Annotated in this window: 14 protein-coding genes; 3 read left to right on the forward strand and 11 right to left on the reverse strand. The window is 54.5% G+C overall.

The annotated features are described in order from the left end of the window. Positions 1–29 precede the first annotated feature (29 nt). Positions 30–1031, reverse strand: a complete 1002-nt coding sequence (locus G512_RS0115335; RefSeq protein WP_051269434.1) for an NADP-dependent oxidoreductase — start codon at positions 1029–1031, stop codon at positions 30–32. A gap of 99 nt (positions 1032–1130) precedes the next feature. On the opposite strand from G512_RS0115335, the gene G512_RS0115340 reads away from it, so the two are divergent. Beyond that, on the forward strand, positions 1131–2027 hold the full coding sequence (locus G512_RS0115340; RefSeq protein ID WP_028482478.1) for a LysR family transcriptional regulator: 897 nt from the start codon (positions 1131–1133) through the stop codon (positions 2025–2027). On the opposite strand, the gene msrA is transcribed toward G512_RS0115340, so the two are convergent. Continuing rightward, positions 2028–2639: a peptide-methionine (S)-S-oxide reductase MsrA gene (msrA, locus tag G512_RS0115345; RefSeq protein ID WP_036489872.1), complete on the reverse strand. Its 612-nt coding sequence runs from the start codon at positions 2637–2639 to the stop codon at positions 2028–2030. Positions 2640–2851: 212 nt separating this feature from the next. On the opposite strand from msrA, the gene G512_RS0115350 reads away from it, so the two are divergent. After that, a complete protein-coding gene (locus tag G512_RS0115350; protein ID WP_028482480.1) occupies positions 2852–3862 on the forward strand; it encodes a hypothetical protein in 1011 nt (336 codons plus the stop codon). A 75-nt stretch (positions 3863–3937) separates the two neighbouring features. Here the strand turns inward: G512_RS0115350 and groL are convergent, their stop codons facing one another. From groL to G512_RS0115375, 5 genes are all read right to left on the reverse strand, one after another. Beyond that, on the reverse strand, positions 3938–5587 hold the full coding sequence (groL, locus tag G512_RS0115355; RefSeq protein ID WP_028482481.1) for a chaperonin GroEL: 1650 nt from the start codon (positions 5585–5587) through the stop codon (positions 3938–3940). 63 nt (positions 5588–5650) lie between these two features. Further along, a complete protein-coding gene (groES, locus tag G512_RS0115360) occupies positions 5651–5938 on the reverse strand; it encodes a co-chaperone GroES (RefSeq protein ID WP_028482482.1) in 288 nt (95 codons plus the stop codon). Positions 5939–6258: 320 nt separating this feature from the next. Next, positions 6259–6837 carry a hypothetical protein gene (locus G512_RS21390; RefSeq protein ID WP_051269436.1) on the reverse strand — a complete coding sequence of 193 codons (579 nt, stop codon included), beginning with the start codon at positions 6835–6837 and terminating at the stop codon, positions 6259–6261. Between the two features lie 121 nt (positions 6838–6958). Beyond that, positions 6959–8401 (reverse strand): sigma-54-dependent transcriptional regulator, encoded by a 1443-nt coding sequence (locus G512_RS21395; protein ID WP_073833419.1) that lies wholly within the window; start codon positions 8399–8401, stop codon positions 6959–6961. Positions 8402–8589: 188 nt separating this feature from the next. Then, the gene (locus tag G512_RS0115375; RefSeq protein WP_028482483.1) at positions 8590–10455 is read right to left on the reverse strand and encodes a tetratricopeptide repeat protein; all 1866 of its coding nucleotides are present in this window, start codon (positions 10453–10455) and stop codon (positions 8590–8592) included. A 317-nt stretch (positions 10456–10772) separates the two neighbouring features. Here G512_RS0115375 and G512_RS0115380 point away from each other — a divergent pair, with 317 nt between their 5' ends. Continuing rightward, a complete protein-coding gene (locus G512_RS0115380; protein ID WP_028482484.1) occupies positions 10773–12209 on the forward strand; it encodes an EAL domain-containing protein in 1437 nt (478 codons plus the stop codon). 55 nt (positions 12210–12264) lie between these two features. Here G512_RS0115380 and G512_RS0115385 read toward each other — a convergent pair whose 3' ends face one another. The 4 genes from G512_RS0115385 to lspA all read right to left on the reverse strand — a co-directional run bounded on the left by G512_RS0115385 (position 12265) and on the right by lspA (position 16693). Next, positions 12265–13629, reverse strand: coding sequence for a M16 family metallopeptidase (locus G512_RS0115385; protein WP_028482485.1), 1365 nt, complete (start codon positions 13627–13629; stop codon positions 12265–12267). Positions 13630–13641: 12 nt separating this feature from the next. Next, positions 13642–14994, reverse strand: a complete 1353-nt coding sequence (locus G512_RS21400; protein ID WP_051269517.1) for a M16 family metallopeptidase — start codon at positions 14992–14994, stop codon at positions 13642–13644. 257 nt (positions 14995–15251) lie between these two features. After that, positions 15252–16034, reverse strand: a complete 783-nt coding sequence (locus tag G512_RS0115395; protein ID WP_143181447.1) for a hypothetical protein — start codon at positions 16032–16034, stop codon at positions 15252–15254. A 137-nt stretch (positions 16035–16171) separates the two neighbouring features. Continuing rightward, positions 16172–16693: a signal peptidase II gene (lspA, locus tag G512_RS0115405; RefSeq protein WP_178378262.1), complete on the reverse strand. Its 522-nt coding sequence runs from the start codon at positions 16691–16693 to the stop codon at positions 16172–16174. Positions 16694–16711: the final 18 nt, after the last annotated feature.

The following is a 16711-nucleotide window of genomic DNA, read 5'->3' on the forward strand; positions in this document are numbered from 1 at the left end:
GCGGCCTTGTGATGGCCGCCTCCCGGAGGCTAAAGGTCACTGACCTTGATGGTCAGTTTGCCAGTGTTGCTGCCGTCAAACAGCCTGTTGATTGCGACAGGTGCGTTCTCAAGGCCCTCGACGATATCAAGTCGATATTTCAATTGGCCCTTGCCAAGATACTCGCCAACCTTTCCAAGAATTTCTCCGAAGCGATGCCAATGGTCTGTCATCACGAAGCCCTTCATTGTGAGCCGCTTCTTGATCATCGCTGAAAGCTCCGGCCCGGCCGGTACAGAGGTTGCGTTGTAGGTCGAAATCAAACCACATACGGCAATCTTTCCGTGGGCCTTCATGTTGTTCAAAGCTGCCTGCAATGGCGCGCCGCCCACGTTTTCAAAATGCAGGTCCAGTCCTTCCGGTGCAAAGGCGCGTAGTCCGGCATCCAGATCATCGCTCTTGTAGTTCAGCGCCGCATCGAACCCAAGTTCGTCAGTCAGCCAGCGGCATTTTTCGGGTGTTCCTGCAATGCCAACCACTCGCAGGCCATCAGCTTTCGCCATTTGCCCAACCAGAGAGCCTACCGAACCTGCCGCGCCGGTGACGCACAGGGTCTGGCCTGCTTGTGGGTCTAGAATCTCCTTGTACCCGTGATAGGCGGTCGCTCCCGCAAGCCCCAGCACACCCATGTAGGCATCCATTGGCACGGTTTGTGGCACAACATTGACTTCATCCGGTTGAACATCTGCGTATTGTGTCCAGCCCAAGAAGCCGGAGACCCAGTCGCCTTCTTTCAGCTTGTCGGTCTTGCTCTGTTCCACAACGCCGGTGGCAATGCCGCGCATGGTGCTACCGAGTGGGATCGGTGGCACATAGCTGTTCTCATCCGCGCTCATCCAGCCGCGCATGGCGGGATCCAGCGATAGATAAACCACCCGGATGCGAGCCTTGCCTTCTTCGAGGGGACCCAGAGTTTCTTCTCGTTTTTCGAAATCGGTTGCTTTGATATCGCCAACGGGACGTTGTGCCAAAAGAATGCGCAGGTTTTGCATCTTACCCTCTTGCTAGTGTCTAAGCGTCCACCTTGCCACTTGCATAAATTCGCATCTATAGTTCATTTTGAAAGAACAATTTGCAGAAAGTGCAATCAAGTGAAGTCCACCCGCCTTCAGTGTTTTCTCAAAGTAGCAGACTTGGGCAGCTTTTCCGCGGCCGCCGAAGCGCTCAATTTGCAGCCTTCCTCGGTAACAAGGCATGTCACGGCTTTGGAAGAGGAAATGGGGGCGCGCTTTTTTCATCGGTCTCGCAAGCGGGTTGCTTTGACGGAAGCGGGTGGACTCTTCGCCCCCTTTGCGCGGCGCATTCTGGAAGAAGAGCGAGAGGCGCGAAGCGCCATCAGCGGTTTGCAGACCATGCCCTCCGGGTTGTTGACGATCAGCTGTACCCGCGCATTTGGCGAGTATTGGCTTGCCGCCAAGCTGCCTGACTTTCTGGAAAGTTATCCTCATATCACGGTATCGATTCGATTTGACGACCGGATTGTTGATCTAGGTGAGGAAGGGGTAGATCTGGCGATCCGCATCGGCGCTTTGGAAGACAGTGATCTGATTGCCCTCAGGATATTGGACAACGACTTTCGCCTCGTAGCTGCGCCAGAGTATCTGGATCGCCATTCATGGCCGTTGACGCTGGAAATGCTGCCCCAGCATCACTGGGTTGGTCTTGCCACGCGGCGGTGGTCCAATTTGCGGGTGCTTGGTCATGATGCGATTTTGCCTGCGAAGTCCCAGCGGGTGGAAGTGAACACCCCTTCTGCGGTACACCAACTGGTTCGCAATGGGGCAGGCTTGACCGTACTGCCGACGTGGATGGTGGCGGACGATATCGCGTCTGGCCGGTTGGTCGTGTTGTTTGAGGATCATAAGTTTTCGCCCTATCTCAGCGATGATAGTGCTGTCTACGCTGTGTATCAGGAACGCCGCTTCATGCCGCCCAAACTGCGAGCCTTTCTCGACTTTCTACGTACAGAAGCAGCTTCTGCTGTCTGACTATTTGATACCTTTGAAGGCATCGTCTCCCCAAAGTCGCTCAATACGAGCATCCCGGCCGCACCGGAAGCGATAGAAATTGTACTTCAGCGGGCTCTTTTTGTAGTAGTCCTGATGATAGTCTTCAGCAGGGTAGAAAGTGGCCGCGCGTTCGATGGGGGTGACAATGGGTGCGCCCGCCTTACCAGAGGCATTGAGGGCCTTCTTGGACGCTTCTGCAGCCCGGGCCTGAGCACTACTTGTTGCGTAAATGGCTGTCGTGTAACTGAAACCACGATCACAGAACTGCCCGCCCGCATCCGTCGGGTCAACGCTGTGCCAGAACACCTCCAGAAGCTTGTCGTAGCTTACCTTGTCCGAGTCATAAGTAATCTGAACTGCTTCGCGGTGGCCCGTACCACCTGCAGACACCTGCTGATAGGTCGGATTTTTCACTGTTCCACCTATGTAACCCGAGGTCGTGTCCAAAACCCCAGGGACTTTGTCAAAGTCCGATTCAACACACCAGAAACACCCGCCTGCAAAAATGGCGGTGCTTGATGCTGTCGCAGGCCCGCTCCAGGAGACGAAGAAGCTGCCAATCAATGCTGCCATGAAAAAGAATTTGCGCATGGGTACAGTGGGACTCCCGATATTGTTTGTCTGATGAGCTGAAGGTAGAGCTTCATTGCAGCTTCGCCTAAACACCTGCATTCACAAATGGGTGACATGCTTCAAGTCTGACCAGTCGTCACAGCCAGAGCCTTTCCGCGTCACTCTCCAAAGCGCACTTGTCTCATTGGGCACCCGAGGTGCCCCGCAAGGGAAAGAGGAGAGAGCTGGGCATGCCCGTTCAAAACAACGCCAGCCTGCAAATCATAAACCAGAACAACATTGGCTTTGGTACCATAAGGCTGCAACAAGAAGCCTATGCAAGCAACTATCGCTACAATCTCAACTTCGCGGCGGGCCAGTTGCCGAGCATCTACCTGGGGCAAGATCCAGCCATCTCCAATGACTCGGTGCGGTTGAGGCCGCTTCATGCTCATGGGTTTCTGGCAACTACGGGCGCGACGCGCCTGTATTTTGCGGTCGCAGGCTTGCCTATGGAAAATCCTCATAACGCATTGACGACGCGACTCGAGCATGTCGTTGGCCCCATATACAAGAGCCGCTATTATGTCTTTGTCAGACTTGGCGTAACGCGAAGCGACTTCAATCAAGCCATAACTGATCTAATCAATGACTCCCGCCATATGACGACGGCTCAGTTGCAAGCGGCAAACGCGGCAAAAAACGTTCGTGAACCAACACATACGGTCTATGTCAACCAGGGCGACCTTTCAGGAACGTTTTGGGGCTTCAAACATGCAGGTTGGGAGCACAGCTTTTTTGGTTCCAACGTGAACAATCTTTATCGCCCGTTGAACCTCATGGACTTTCCCATTCAAGGGGGGGAGGTAGGAACAGCACAAGGTGTAGGAAATCAGTATCGAGCGAGCCTGGATCTCATTCCGCGGGACCGACGACGAGTGCATTCGGGGCATTCGCTGATCGACGGGAATGGACTTCAAGCTTACTATGCAGCCCAGCCGGACCCATCCGGTGTAAACATCATCACAGGCCAGCAATTGTGGGACCGCCTGTTCCGCCTTGGCCAATATCGCCAATTTTTCGGTGCCGAGACGAACGGGGTGCAGATACAGCAGCGCGAGATCCTGCCGGGTGGTCAGGTGTTTCCGCAAAGCCTGTTTCGGTATTTCCCAACCTACAACAATAATCGGCCGGTCCCGCAGATTCTGGCGCGCCAGCGAGAATACATCTGCCGTCTCATCGCTGGCTTCGTCAACAATTGACGCCAAGCTTGACACAAACAAAAAGGGCGCCCCGAGGAACGCCCTTTCGTTATTCGGCTTGAGCCGGGGATGAGCTTAGAAGCCCATGCCACCCATGCCGCCCATGCCACCCATGTCGCCACCCATTGGTGCAGCAGCTTCCTTCTTTGGAAGTTCGCCGACCATGGCTTCAGTGGTGATGAGCAGACCGGAAACAGAGGCTGCATCCTGCAGAGCTGTACGAACGACCTTGGTTGGGTCGATGATGCCAGCTTCAACCATGTTGACGTACTCTTCGGTCTGAGCGTTGAAGCCGTAGTCGCCGTTGGAGTTCTCGAGAACCTTGCCAACAACGATGGAGCCTTCAACACCAGCATTCTCTGCAATCTGACGGATTGGAGATTCAAGAGCGCGCAGAACGATCTTGATACCAGCCATGATGTCCGGATTGTCAGAGCTGAGCTTGGCAACAGCTTCCTTGGCGCGCAGCAGAGCAGTGCCACCACCCGGTACGATGCCTTCTTCGACAGCAGCGCGAGTTGCGTTCAGAGCGTCGTCGATGCGGTCTTTCTTTTCCTTCACTTCGATTTCAGTTGCACCGCCAACGCGGATCACTGCAACACCACCAGCGAGCTTGGCAAGACGTTCCTGCAGCTTCTCACGGTCGTAGTCGGAGGAAGTTTCTTCGATCTGTGCCTTGATCTGAGCAACGCGTGCTTCGATGTCAGCCGTGTTGCCAGCACCATCAACGATCGTGGTGTCGTCCTTGGTGATGTTGACCTTTTCGGCGGTGCCGAGCATGTCGATCGTCACGTTCTCGAGCTTGATGCCGAGGTCTTCGGAGATCACGGTGCCACCGGTCAGGATTGCGATGTCTTCAAGCATTGCCTTACGACGATCGCCAAAGCCTGGAGCCTTTACAGCAGCAATCTTCAGGCCGCCGCGCAGCTTGTTGACAACCAGAGTTGCCAGAGCTTCGCCTTCAACGTCTTCTGCAATGATCAGCAGCGGACGCGAGGACTGAACAGCGCTTTCCAGAATTGGAAGCAGAGGCTGAAGGTTGGAGAGCTTCTTTTCGTGCAGAAGGATGAGTGGCTTTTCCAGATCCGCAACCATCTTTTCAGCGTTGGTTACGAAGTATGGAGACAGGTAGCCACGGTCGAACTGCATGCCTTCAACGACTTCCAGCTCGGTTTCCAGCGACTTGGCTTCTTCAACGGTGATAACGCCTTCGTTGCCAACGCGCTGCATTGCTTCGGCAATGTCCTTGCCAACCTGCTCGTCGCCGTTTGCAGAGATCGTACCAACCTGAGCAACTTCGTCAGATGTGGAGATCTTCTTGGAGCGAGCGGTCAGGTCTGCAACCGCAGCAGCAGCAGCCATGTCGACGCCGCGCTTCAGGTCCATCGGGTTCATGCCGGCAGCAACAGCCTTGGCACCTTCCTTGACGATGGACTGAGCCAGAACGGTTGCAGTTGTTGTACCGTCACCAGCTACGTCGTTGGTCTTGGAAGCAACTTCACGCACCATCTGTGCGCCCATGTTCTCGAACTTGTCTTCGAGTTCGATTTCCTTGGCAACCGAAACACCGTCCTTGGTGATGCGTGGAGCGCCAAAGGACTTGTCGAGAACAACGTTACGGCCCTTGGGACCAAGCGTTACCTTTACAGCGTTTGCGAGGATGTCAACGCCCTGCATCATGCGATCACGGGCATCGGAACCAAACTTGACTTCTTTTGCAGCCATAAGTCTTGTCTCACTTTCAATTCTTTTAGGTTGAAGGGATCGAAGGGTCGTATGTAGGCTTGCTTAGCCGACGACGCCCATGATGTCGGATTCCTTCATGATCAGGACGTCTTCGCCGTCGATCTTGACTTCAGTACCAGACCACTTGCCGAACAGAACGCGATCGCCAACCTTGACGTCCAGAGCGATCAGTTCACCGTTGTCCTTACGGGAGCCGGCGCCAACAGCGAGGATTTCGCCTTCCTGTGGCTTTTCCTTGGCGGTGTCTGGGATGATGATGCCACCAGCTGTCTTTTCTTCAGACTCGAGGCGACGAACGACTACGCGGTCGTGTAGCGGACGAAACTTCATATTGGTTCTTCCTCTCATGCGGGGCGTCCCTTTTAGGCAACGCCGGAACGCGATTGTTAAAACTTCTTGAGAGTTGGTGGAGCAGAGCCCCACAGATGTTAGCACTCCCATAGGCAGAGTGCTAACAGCCAAAGCGGATGTAGTTTTCGGTCCTGAAACTGTCAAGGAGACTTGTCGAAATTTTTTTGGTTTGTTGGTCGCAAGTCTCGTTTGGCTTGGTAGAGAATGGGCGGAACAATGCCTTCCAAACATGACAAAACCGTGATGCATCACGTGAAATGGATGCGCTCACGGTTTTTTGTGAGAGGGGGCGTTCCCCACTAGTTCTTTTGGCCCGCCATTGTGAATGGCAGTTCAAAACTTCCGGTTTTGTCCGAGTTCAAGTCGTTGATTCGAACTTGCAGGACATAGTCACCCTGCTGCAGGCCCTGCAAGCCGAACTGAAGTGAGGTCTGGAACTCGTGCACCCGGCGGCGGCTTGCGTTTTCCAACTGTGCGAAGTTGGTGCGCGAGGCCAGTATTTGCCCCGTCATGTTTCGCAGTTCAAAATCTACGCTCAGGTTGATGATGTATCGGCCGTCGTCTTCACGAAAAGCATAGCCCACTGGCTCGGTGTAAACATAAATGGGCTGATCGGGTTGGAAATTCGCCGACGCAACCGGGGTGTAATCTCCATACCCGTTCGCTGGGGCCTGCGCGAAAGTCGCTGTCGTAAAGCCAAGTGGAGCTGTGTCCCACGCGTCTTGTAGCGCAGCGCGTGCCTCAACGATTGCTTGCGGAGGTTGGACGATGCCTTCTTCTGCAAATGCAGGTGATGTTGTTAGTACCGCCGCGCTCATCGCTGCGGTCATGGTCACAACTGTCGTCCAATTCTTGAATGCTACCAGTTCCCGTGGCATTTCTAGCCCCCTTAAAACCAACGGTGTTGGTTTTTAATAGTCTTGGGCGCTGCATATACCCGTTAAACCTAGGTAACACAATAACCTAGGTCATTTTGGCAGATACGTGGAAATAAGGTGGTTAACAAGCTTGCCGCTCAGCCCAGGATTGCTTTTTGCGATATATGGTTGAAGGGCTGATCTCTAACGCGGCAGCGGCCTGAGCAATGTTACCCTCAAAAACCGCGAGCGCATTCTCAATGATACGTTTTTCTTGGGTCCAGAGTGGCTCTACCGAGGAAAACCTTTCGGACAAGCTGTAACCTTGTTCATAATTGTCGTTTCCCAGCGACAGGCCACAGGTATCGGGTTGCAAGGAAGATGGCAGCATGTCGGGTGTAACAGCCAAACCATCATGCAATATGGTGATTTGACGGATCGTGTTTTCAAGCTCCCTTACGTTACCAGGCCAAGTGTAGTCGCGCAAAACCCGTTCGGCCGCAGGGCTAAAGCCTTTGAAACGCTTGTTTTCGCTTGTCGAGAACCGCTGTAGGAAGGTTTCCGCCAGTTCAATGACGTCCCCGTTTCGGTCGCGAAGTGGGGGCAGGTGGATTGGCAAGACATGAAGACGATAGAAAAGGTCTTCACGCAGGCGACCCGCTTGCACTTCCACCAATGGGTTGCGATTGGACGCACAGACTATACGGACGTCGGCTTCGCGCTGGACAGTTTCACCCACGCGCTGGAAAGTGCCTTTTTGCATGAACCTCAGCAATTTTCCCTGCAACTTGAGGTCAAGCTCACCAATTTCATCGAGGAAAAGAGTTCCATTGTCGGCGAGTTCTATCGCGCCTTTTCGAACATCCTCTGCGCCCGTGAAAGCCCCTCGTCCGTGGCCAAACAACTCACTATCGAGCAGATCGTCCGGAATCGCTGCGCAGTTGATGCTGGTAAATGGACGGGGCTTCCTTTTGGACCTATCATGCAAGGTCTGCGCGCAGAGTTCTTTTCCAGTGCCAGCCTCACCTGTAATGAACACGGGTGCTGCTGATCCCGCCATTTTGGAAATTTGATCGTACACGCCCTGCATGGCCGGACAAGACCCGAGAAATGGCTCCACCTGTCCGCGTTTCGCGGCTGGTTTTGCCTTGGGCTGGGCTTTGGTGGCATGGCGTGAAGGAGCTGGCTTGCGGCGGCGTGCTGGAAGCAGCGCTGCAAGTTTTTGTTTCAGCGTTTCCTCTGTGAAGGGGCGTGCCAGAAAGTCATGAGCGCCGGCACTCATGGAGCTGATTGCACGCGAAAGGGAGCCTTGGCTGCTCATGGCCAGCAAAATGGCTTCAGGGCACACAAGCGGTATCTCGCCCAAAACATCTTCGCCGCCAAGTGCTTCCAGGTCCACAACAATCACATCCGCAGATGCCGCTGTAAGCTGGGCGAGCAAATCTGACTTGTTCTGAAACAGAAGAGGCTTTTCTGTAATGAATCCTGTGGTCTGAAGGTGGGAAGCCACCTCAGAAGCACTTGCCAGGTCTCGGTCCAGCACACATGCGGAACAGTCACTCAAGCCACTTGTGTTGCTACCCATGTCCCGGAAAACCTCCATGCTGGGGCGTAGTCCTGCCGATTTGTATCTCTTGCTTGCGGTGAGTTTGTGCAATCAGGGTAAACAAAATGTTGCCAGCATGTGGCTAGAGTCCTGTTTTACCTGAAAAACTGACGACGGACTGCTTGCTTGTCCGGGATGAGAGGATACAAGTGCGGATAGGCGTAACGCTAACGCTCACAGGGGCGGTACATCTGCGTATACTCGCCGCCGCCACCAAGGCCGACTTCAAGTTCTGTCAGCGCAACAAACAAGCGTTGAGTGAAGGCTGTCTTTCCCAACTGCTGACTGAGGATGCATTGGGGATGCGCGAAAATTTCGGGCTCGCTGGCGCGTAGTGCCGAAATCAACTGGTCCACTTCATCCATTTCTTCTTTGCCGGCTGCGGCCAAAATCTTGACAAGCCAGCCCAAAGGATAGCTCTGCGGGCGCAAGCGCAAGGACGTGATATAGGCTTCATCCGTGTGCCCTCGTGCATAGTAGGCAAGGGCGAGCAGGGCATCGAACCTGTCTGGATAGGTAATGCTGGGAATACTGATGGAGTTCAGCACCTCAATGGCTTCATCCCACTCATTCATGATCAGAAGCTGCTGGCCATAGTCCGAAAGAACGGTGGGGTCGAACTGGTTCAACTGCAATGCGTTTTGCCCCCGCACGCGCGCTTCTTCCAACTCGCCCTGTGCAAGAGCATGCAACATTTGGGTGGATTGATACTGAGAGGTCAACTTGCTGGCTGGCTGAATGCGCTCAATCAGACGGTCAGCCTGTGCGATCAATGCGGTCTTGTCCTGTGCATTGCCATCAAGGATTGCCTGCAGCAGCATGATATTGGCGGAGGCCAGCAGGGCTGGGTCGAACTCAGGAAAGTCACGGGTAATCTTGCTCAGGCAGTCCTGAATATCCTGAATCTCGGAGGCATAGGCAAAGCGGTTTGCGACAACGAACTCGGCATCAACAACACAGCTTCTCCCGCGATAGGGTGTCAAGCTGTAAGCACTTGAGTTGCGCCCCACCTGAGGGCGCAGGATGTCGGGGCTCATCATTGCTTGAACGGCAGAACGCACCAATTGTGAACGGGTTCGCCATGGTGAAATGGCGATGGAGCCTTTCGAGTTGAAGCGCCGTCGAACATACGGGATGCTGCTGCCCAACTCGTCTACGCGAAACGAAAGGGCTGTCGTGCCGTTGAGCGCATAATACAGTGCGCCTGAAATTACCTTGGCCTCATCCGCGTCAGGACTGGCGGCTTCTTCAGCCAGTGGCATGCGTTGCACGGTTGAGCGCAGCAGACTGCTGATCTCCAGTGCGGATTCAACCATTTCTGTGCGATCCGAGCCGGCTGCAATGTCCTGAACAAAAAACTGGGGTAGTGAAATCGCACCGGGTGTGAACGTGATCGTTTCCTGAGACTCGCCTGAGATATAATCAATCAATGCTTGTCCGGGTTGGCTCAGGACACTGAGCAATCCGATCGTTGCCACCACCAGAACGCTAAGGCCAATAGCGAGCATGGTTCGCTGGCGATGGAGGCGCTGCTGTTTGCGCAGAAGGTATTCAATGCCGTCGCCGCTGCGCCCCTGCTTGCCTCTGGAGGAAGAGTCTCTGGAGCTGCTTCCCCCGAGTTCATCTGAGACAAATCGGCGTATAAACTTTGGTTCATATGTGCCGACAGGCATGACGATCTGTAGAGGGTCATCCTCACCACTGCCGTTGTAGTATTCTTCCAACCGCTTCCGTAGCCGCGATGCCTCTACACGTACGATCGGATCATTTGTCGGGTTGAATGAGGAGGGACGACCCAAAGCCGTGGTCGCTATGGTATAGCCCTTGATCAGATGGGCTTCTCCATTGAGTTTGGCTTCAACGATAAACCTGAGAAATTGTCGGAGCTGGCTGACGGAGTTGAACTCAGCACTGCCAAGAATGCGCTCAAGCGCCGCTTGCACCTCCTGTTCCGAGATCTCGGCAGGAGCATCGGCAAGTGCATTCTTCTGCGTCACCTCGTCAATGTCCGCAGTACTGTTGCTTTGGTTCATCCACACAGCCTGTTGTCTTTATTTTGCTGTAGCGATGTATGCGCGATGAGACGCACGGTCACAATAGGTGCACACTACAATTCTTATGTTGAGTTCATACAGTAAATTAAGATTTCCGTAAAACTACGGAAAATTCATGATCGGCAGACCACGAAGTTTCCACTGTTTCTCTTATTTTCGTTAAGTTTTCCGAGGTTGCGGGGGACAACATGGGTTTTCCCCCCAATTAACTGGTAGGGGAATCGAACCAGCCTATCAAATGCTGCAAAATCCCGCAGTATTGGGCACGATTCGGCGCAGGGTATTAAGATTATCGAATGAGCAGGGCAGCGACACTTTTTATCTTCGCATGTATGACGATTGTAGCCATTTCCTGCGGTCTGGTCATGATGGTGCAGTTTCAGCGGCCTTTCGGCGAAGCGGCGTCCGTTGCGTTGGCGTTGATGTGTACCATGATGGTCATCCATTTGGTCATGACGCGAACCCAGGAAAAGAGTGAATTTTCTGAAAGTGTCGAGCGTCTCGAGGACCGTTTGTCAGAGATTGATGACGACGTGGTCAACCTTGAAGGACGCATGAGCGGCATGGAAACAAACTTGCCACAACGCACGCGGCAAGAGATTGACCCTGTCTTTGCGGAAGTTGAAGTGATTGGATCGCTGGTCAAGCAAATGGCAGAGGCGATGGCAGACATGGAGACGCGGCTTGATGACCAGTCGGCCAAGACCATCGCTTTGACCCATTCGGTCAACGCCCAGCAAGCTTTGCCCTCGAGCCAAGGTCAGATACCGGCATCCAATCAGGCAGCGGTGGGATATACGCCGGATCACAATCCATCCGATGCAATGGGAACTATGCGGCACCCCCACGCATCACATAACGTAACTAGTCCTGAGCCTGAAGTCACAACCCAACCACAAGCGGCGCCACGCCGACCTGATCCGCGTATGCCGCGCCCGGACGCTGCATTGGCGGCTGAAATCAGTGCTGCACTGGATGCGGGCAGGGTGGATTTGTATCTGCAGCCGATCGTTACCCTGCCGCAGCGCCGCGTACGCTACTATGAGGCCCTCAGCCGGTTGCGCCGGTTGGATGGTGAGACACTGGAGCCAGTGGAATTCATTGCAGAGGCCGAGCGCACAGGGCAGATGCCGGCCATTGACAACCTTTTGTTGTTCCGTTCGTTGCAGATCCTCAAGCGCCTGTCCTCCCGAAATAGGGAAGCGGGCTTGTTCTGCAACCTTTCCCCTTCAACGCTGGTGGACGAGGATTTCTTTCCCGGATTTCTGGAATTCGTGCGTGCCAACGAAACCTATGCGGATCTGCTGATTTTCGAGTTCACCCAAGCACATGTGGCCGCCATGGGGTTGCTGGAACATGAAAGCCTTGCTGCCCTGGCAGATTTGGGGTTCCGGTTCTCCGTGGATCAAATCACGGATTTGCGCATGGACTTCCGGGGACTTGCTGACAAGGGGTTCCGTTTTGCCAAGCTGAACGCCGCACGTTTGCTGCAGCAGGATGAGACGCTTGCTCACGGAAATATCCATCCCGCGGATTTCGGAAGCCTACTCCAGCGATATGGTATTGAGCTGATTTCGGATCACGTTGAAGCGGAAACACAGGTGACCGAGCTTCTTGATCTGGATATTCGCTGCGCTCAGGGCTATCTGTTCTCGCCGCCGCGGCCAGTAAGAGCTGACATTCTGCAAGGCGCACCTAATCCGCGGCCCATCAAACGTGCTCAGGCCGGATAATCTGGGAAGATTACCCGGCCCGTAGTTTTCATCATCTTGCTGAGATTTGAGAGGCCTACTGTATTGGGTCCGTCTGCTCGGCGCCAAACGGTCCCACAGTGATCACAGAGGGTTCAACGCCCGACAGTAGATTTTGTGCCGCAGCCTTCACCCCCTCCAATGTCACATTCTCAATCAGATCATTGCGTTCGTTGATGTAATCAATGCCCAGATTCGCGTTCTGAATGCCCACCAACTGGTTGGCAATGGAACTGGAGCTATCGAAACTCAGCGCGTATGAGCCGGTCAGGTATGCTTTGGCTTCCTGCAGCTCTTTCGGGCTGGGACCTTCTTTTGTAAGCCGTTTGATCTGATCAGTGATGATCTCAACCGCTTCGGGTGCCTTTTCGCCTGCGGTTCCCGTATAGCCCATCCAGAGCGCTGTGTGATCTCGTGGTACAAGATACGAGCCTACGGAGTACGCCAAGCCGCGCTCTTCCCGCACTTCGTTGTAAAGCCAGGAGGAGAACGTGCCGCCGCCAAGAATGTGGTTGGCTACGAATGCCTCCATAAACTGAGGATCATCCCGCTTCAAACCGGGCATGGCGAACTGAATCGAAGTTTGCGGTGTGTCGAAAGGCAGGTGCTTGACGACGCCCGTGGCAGGTTCAACCTCCTCAATTTGGGTCAGGCTGCCTGCTTCTGGCAACTCACCAAACACCTTGTCGAGGAGAGGGGATAGGTCCTCAGCGCTGATGGCCCCGACAACACCGATCTTCAACCCATCGCGAGCGAAAATCTTTGTGTGCTGTGCTTCCAGGTCCGCGCTGGTCAGGTTTGAAACGCTCTCAACCGTGCCAGAGCGCGGCCAGCCATAGGGGTGTTCCGGAAACAGCTCCTTCGTGAAAGCCAGAGCCGCAACGGAATCCGGCCGTTTGAGCGCGCGCTCAATACCGGCTATGGTTTTGGCTTTCATGCGTTCCAATGGTTGAGCGTCAAAACGCGGATCTGTGAGTGCCAACTTCAAAAGGTCGGTGGTTTCGTCCTTGTTGGCGCTCAGCGTCTTGAAGGAGCCGTAGAAATTATCTCGACCTGCACTAAAGGAAAGGCTCATCGTCAAGTCTTCCAGCTTTTGCTGAAAGGCTTGTGAATCAAGCTCGCCCGCTCCCTCATCCAGCATGATGCTCAACAGCGAAGTGACGCCGAGCTTGTCAGCCGGGTCTTGGGTTGTGCCACCCTCAAATGAGAACTCCATGGCCACGATCGGTACTGTATAGTCTTCAACCAACCATGCCTCGATGCCACCGGGACTTTCGACGCGCTGGATTTCAATGGCACTGGCTGGCGTAATGGAGAGGCCGCACAAGGCGAGACCGCCGACGACGAAGCCCATCACCTTCCGGTTCAGAGATGGCCATTTTGATGCAACTTGAATGTACATGGGATCTCCGGACTATTGAGTTACAGGGGTGGCTGCGGCGGTTTGTTCAGCCGGTAGCAAATAGGACTTCACTGAGGAGCCGTCGAGGTACTTAGCGGCAACGCGCTGCACGTCCTCGGGCGTAACCGCAGCAATCAACTGGGGCCAGCTTTGCACCTGTTCCACCGTGGACCCTGTTGTCAGTGCACTTCCAAAGATCCGCGCCATGGTGCTTTGGTCATCTTGAGCATAGATGGTGGACGCGAGCATGGACCGCTGGCTGCGAGCCACTTCATCGGCACTGACGCCGTTGGTTATGACATCCTGAACGATACGTTGGATTTCATCTTCCAGCTTATTCAGGTTCTGAGGCTCCTTCGGAACGCCGTAGATCTTGAACTCTCCCGAATCCAGAGCCGTAGAGCGGTACCAGCTGCCAACCTCGGTTGCCAATTGGTCCTGCACGGCAAGTTGCTTGTAAAGACGGCTGTTGGTGCCACCGCCGAGTACATCGGCCAGCACGTCCAGAGCTGCCGCATCCCCGTCCGTATCCGTATTGTAGCTGGGGACCAGCCAGCCTTGCTGCAGGGTGGGCTGTGCGACCTGTGGATCGCTGAGTGTCACCTTCTGAATGCCGGGAAGGGATTGAGCTTGGGACCGGATCCGTTCACCGGGCTCGGCTCGGCGTTCAACCTGACCATACGTGCGCTCAGCCAACTCCATCACGTGATCAGGTGTCACGTCACCTGCCACAACCAATACTGCGTTGTTGGGCGTGTAGTATCGATTGTAGAAGCCGATGGCATCATCCTTGTCCAATTGCCGGATTTCATTTTCCCATCCGATTACCGGTATCCCATAGGGATGATTGGGAAACATCATGTGATCAACGGTTTCGGACAGACGAGCCCCCGGATTGCGATCAACCCGTTGGGCGCGCTCTTGAAGAACCACGTCGCGCTCCGGGATGATCTGCGCATCCGTAAGCACCAGGTTTTCCATACGGTCCGCCTCAAACGACATCATGGTTTCCAGGTGCTCTTTCGCCACTTGCTGGAAGTAGGCGGTGTAATCTTGAGAAGTAAAGGCATTCTCACGGCCACCGACAGATGAAACCATGGCTGAGAACTCACCCTCAGGGTGATTTGTTGTGCCCTTGAACATCAAATGCTCGAGGAAGTGGGCGATGCCGGATTGCCCCGCAGGCTCATCTGCTGCGCCCACTTTGTACCAAACCATATGGGTCACCACGGGCGCACGGTGATCAGGGATCACAACAACCTTCAGCCCATTTTCCAGCTCGCCTTCAAAAACCTCACCACCGATGCGAATGTCGCTCATGGCGCTCGCATCCAACAGCTGAACGGGCTCTGCCGACGCCGGCATGGCTAATCCAAATGACAGGATGAGGAGGGCAGCGGCTCTTTTCACTTTTGATATGCCAACCACAAACAATCTCCTTCAATGTTGCTGCAAACTCAGTGCATGCCATGGATATAAGGTGAAACGCAGGCCACGGCCCGTGAATTTTTCGTAATCTAGGAGGCGACCGCTTTCAAAATGGTGAGAACGGAACAAAAAAGGGCGCTGAGTTACCCCCAGCGCCCGAAACTTTGTGAAAACCTCTCAAGGGTATGAGCTGGTTAGTCGTACTGGCTCATATCAATCGGCTTGCCGGCCTCAATGGCTTCCTGCTCCCGGCGGGCACGGATTTCATCGCCCTTGTTCACCTCGGGGGCTTTGACTTCAAAACCTGCAACCGGCGTGCTGTAGGTCAGCGGCGGTTCGGTCAGGTATCGACGTTGCGGCTTGCATTGCTCAGGGTTCTTGATGCAGAAGTCAGTCGTCTCTGCCACTTTCTCACCCTTTGCAGCCCGGTACCGTGCTTGCAGCTCTTTGAGTTCATCGGGTGACAAGCGGTCTCCATCCAATAGCTCGCGTTCCCGGCGCTCCGCCTCATAGTCGCGTTCGCGGCGTTCACGCCGTTCGCCATATTGCTCGCGCAGCGCCCGGTGGCCTTCGAGTTGTTCCGCGGTCAGGCGGTCACCCGGCTCGACTTTGTAAAACTCGCGCAGTTTGGCGATTTCGGCTGCGCGCCGATCTTCCGGCCAGTTTTCAGCCTTGGCCGTCAAGTCGCCTTCCTCCGGATTTGGAAGTTTTTCGACATCAGGCGGCATCACCAAAGATCCGCGCTCTGTATATTCTATGGGCTCCACACTGCCGCTCGTGCCAATGAGCAGCCGTTGAACCGCGCCGCTCAATCCTGCCTCTGGATCTTCGGTGCCGTCGCTGAAATTGTCAGCGCTCATGCAGCCAGCCAGTCCCAGCCCGATGGCGCACAGAACAGAGGTTCGCAAGATAAATTTCGTGGTTCGGTTCTGCACTTTAAAAATCCTTGATTGCAGCAACAGGGCCCATCTGCTCATGCACGCCAGCTCCCAAGCGTGCGATCAGCGTGACAAAAGGCATGCACCATCCACTTGCATGACGTCAAGCTTAGACTGAGTAAAAGCGCTTGCCTGTTTGCCCCTACCGTTCATTTATAGCAGCTTTTGCGGCAGCATTAGGGCCCGTCTTTTCTAGAGTTCCCAGAAAAAAAGCTGTCGTAAATCAGACCAATGGCACCCATCACGATGAACACATCGGCCAAGTTGAATACATACCACGAAAAGTTGCCGACGTGGAAATGCACATAATCCACCACCTTTCCATAGTAGACCCGGTCAATGCCATTTCCCAAAGCACCGGCAAGGATCAATCCCAAACAGATGGACAGCAGCCTGTCCTTGGTGCGCACGCCCCAAATCCAGATGAAAACGGAGGCTGCAATCGTAAACAACGCCAGCGCCCACCGCCCGAACGGCGAGTCCATCTGGAACAGGCCATAAGAAACGCCGCGATTCCAGACAAGGATAATGTCAATGAAGGGGAGAAGGTGAATGGGTGGGTTTTCCGCCATACGGTAAATGTGCACCACCCAGATTTTGGCGGCCTGATCAAGGATCAGGCCGACACTGGCGAGCCAAGCGATTAAGGAGCTGTAGCGCCCCCAGAAAAACCGTTGTGTCAGGGTTCCATCCCTCAAGGCTTGAAGGAATGACGC

It is taken from the genome of Pseudovibrio exalbescens DSM 16456 (genome assembly GCF_000422785.1).
In the GTDB taxonomy this organism is placed as follows: domain Bacteria; phylum Pseudomonadota; class Alphaproteobacteria; order Rhizobiales; family Stappiaceae; genus Pseudovibrio; species Pseudovibrio exalbescens.

What these genes read in the sequence shown, in the direction of transcription:
- G512_RS0115395 (WP_143181447.1), bottom strand. Translation starts at nt 16,034, where the DNA reads ATGAGCAGATGGGCCCTGTTGCTGCAATCAAGGATTTTTAAAGTGCAG.
- G512_RS0115375 (WP_028482483.1), bottom strand. Translation starts at nt 10,455, where the DNA reads ATGAACCAAAGCAACAGTACTGCGGACATTGACGAGGTGACGCAGAAG.
- G512_RS0115385 (WP_028482485.1), bottom strand. Translation starts at nt 13,629, where the DNA reads ATGTACATTCAAGTTGCATCAAAATGGCCATCTCTGAACCGGAAGGTG.
- groL (WP_028482481.1), bottom strand. Translation starts at nt 5,587, where the DNA reads ATGGCTGCAAAAGAAGTCAAGTTTGGTTCCGATGCCCGTGATCGCATG.
- G512_RS21395 (WP_073833419.1), bottom strand. Translation starts at nt 8,401, where the DNA reads ATGGGTAGCAACACAAGTGGCTTGAGTGACTGTTCCGCATGTGTGCTG.
- G512_RS0115335 (WP_051269434.1), bottom strand. Translation starts at nt 1,031, where the DNA reads ATGCAAAACCTGCGCATTCTTTTGGCACAACGTCCCGTTGGCGATATC.
- groES (WP_028482482.1), bottom strand. Translation starts at nt 5,938, where the DNA reads ATGAAGTTTCGTCCGCTACACGACCGCGTAGTCGTTCGTCGCCTCGAG.
- G512_RS21400 (WP_051269517.1), bottom strand. Translation starts at nt 14,994, where the DNA reads ATGCCGGCGTCGGCAGAGCCCGTTCAGCTGTTGGATGCGAGCGCCATG.
- G512_RS0115380 (WP_028482484.1), top strand. Translation starts at nt 10,773, where the DNA reads ATGAGCAGGGCAGCGACACTTTTTATCTTCGCATGTATGACGATTGTA.
- G512_RS21390 (WP_051269436.1), bottom strand. Translation starts at nt 6,837, where the DNA reads ATGCCACGGGAACTGGTAGCATTCAAGAATTGGACGACAGTTGTGACC.
- msrA (WP_036489872.1), bottom strand. Translation starts at nt 2,639, where the DNA reads ATGCGCAAATTCTTTTTCATGGCAGCATTGATTGGCAGCTTCTTCGTC.
- G512_RS0115350 (WP_028482480.1), top strand. Translation starts at nt 2,852, where the DNA reads ATGCCCGTTCAAAACAACGCCAGCCTGCAAATCATAAACCAGAACAAC.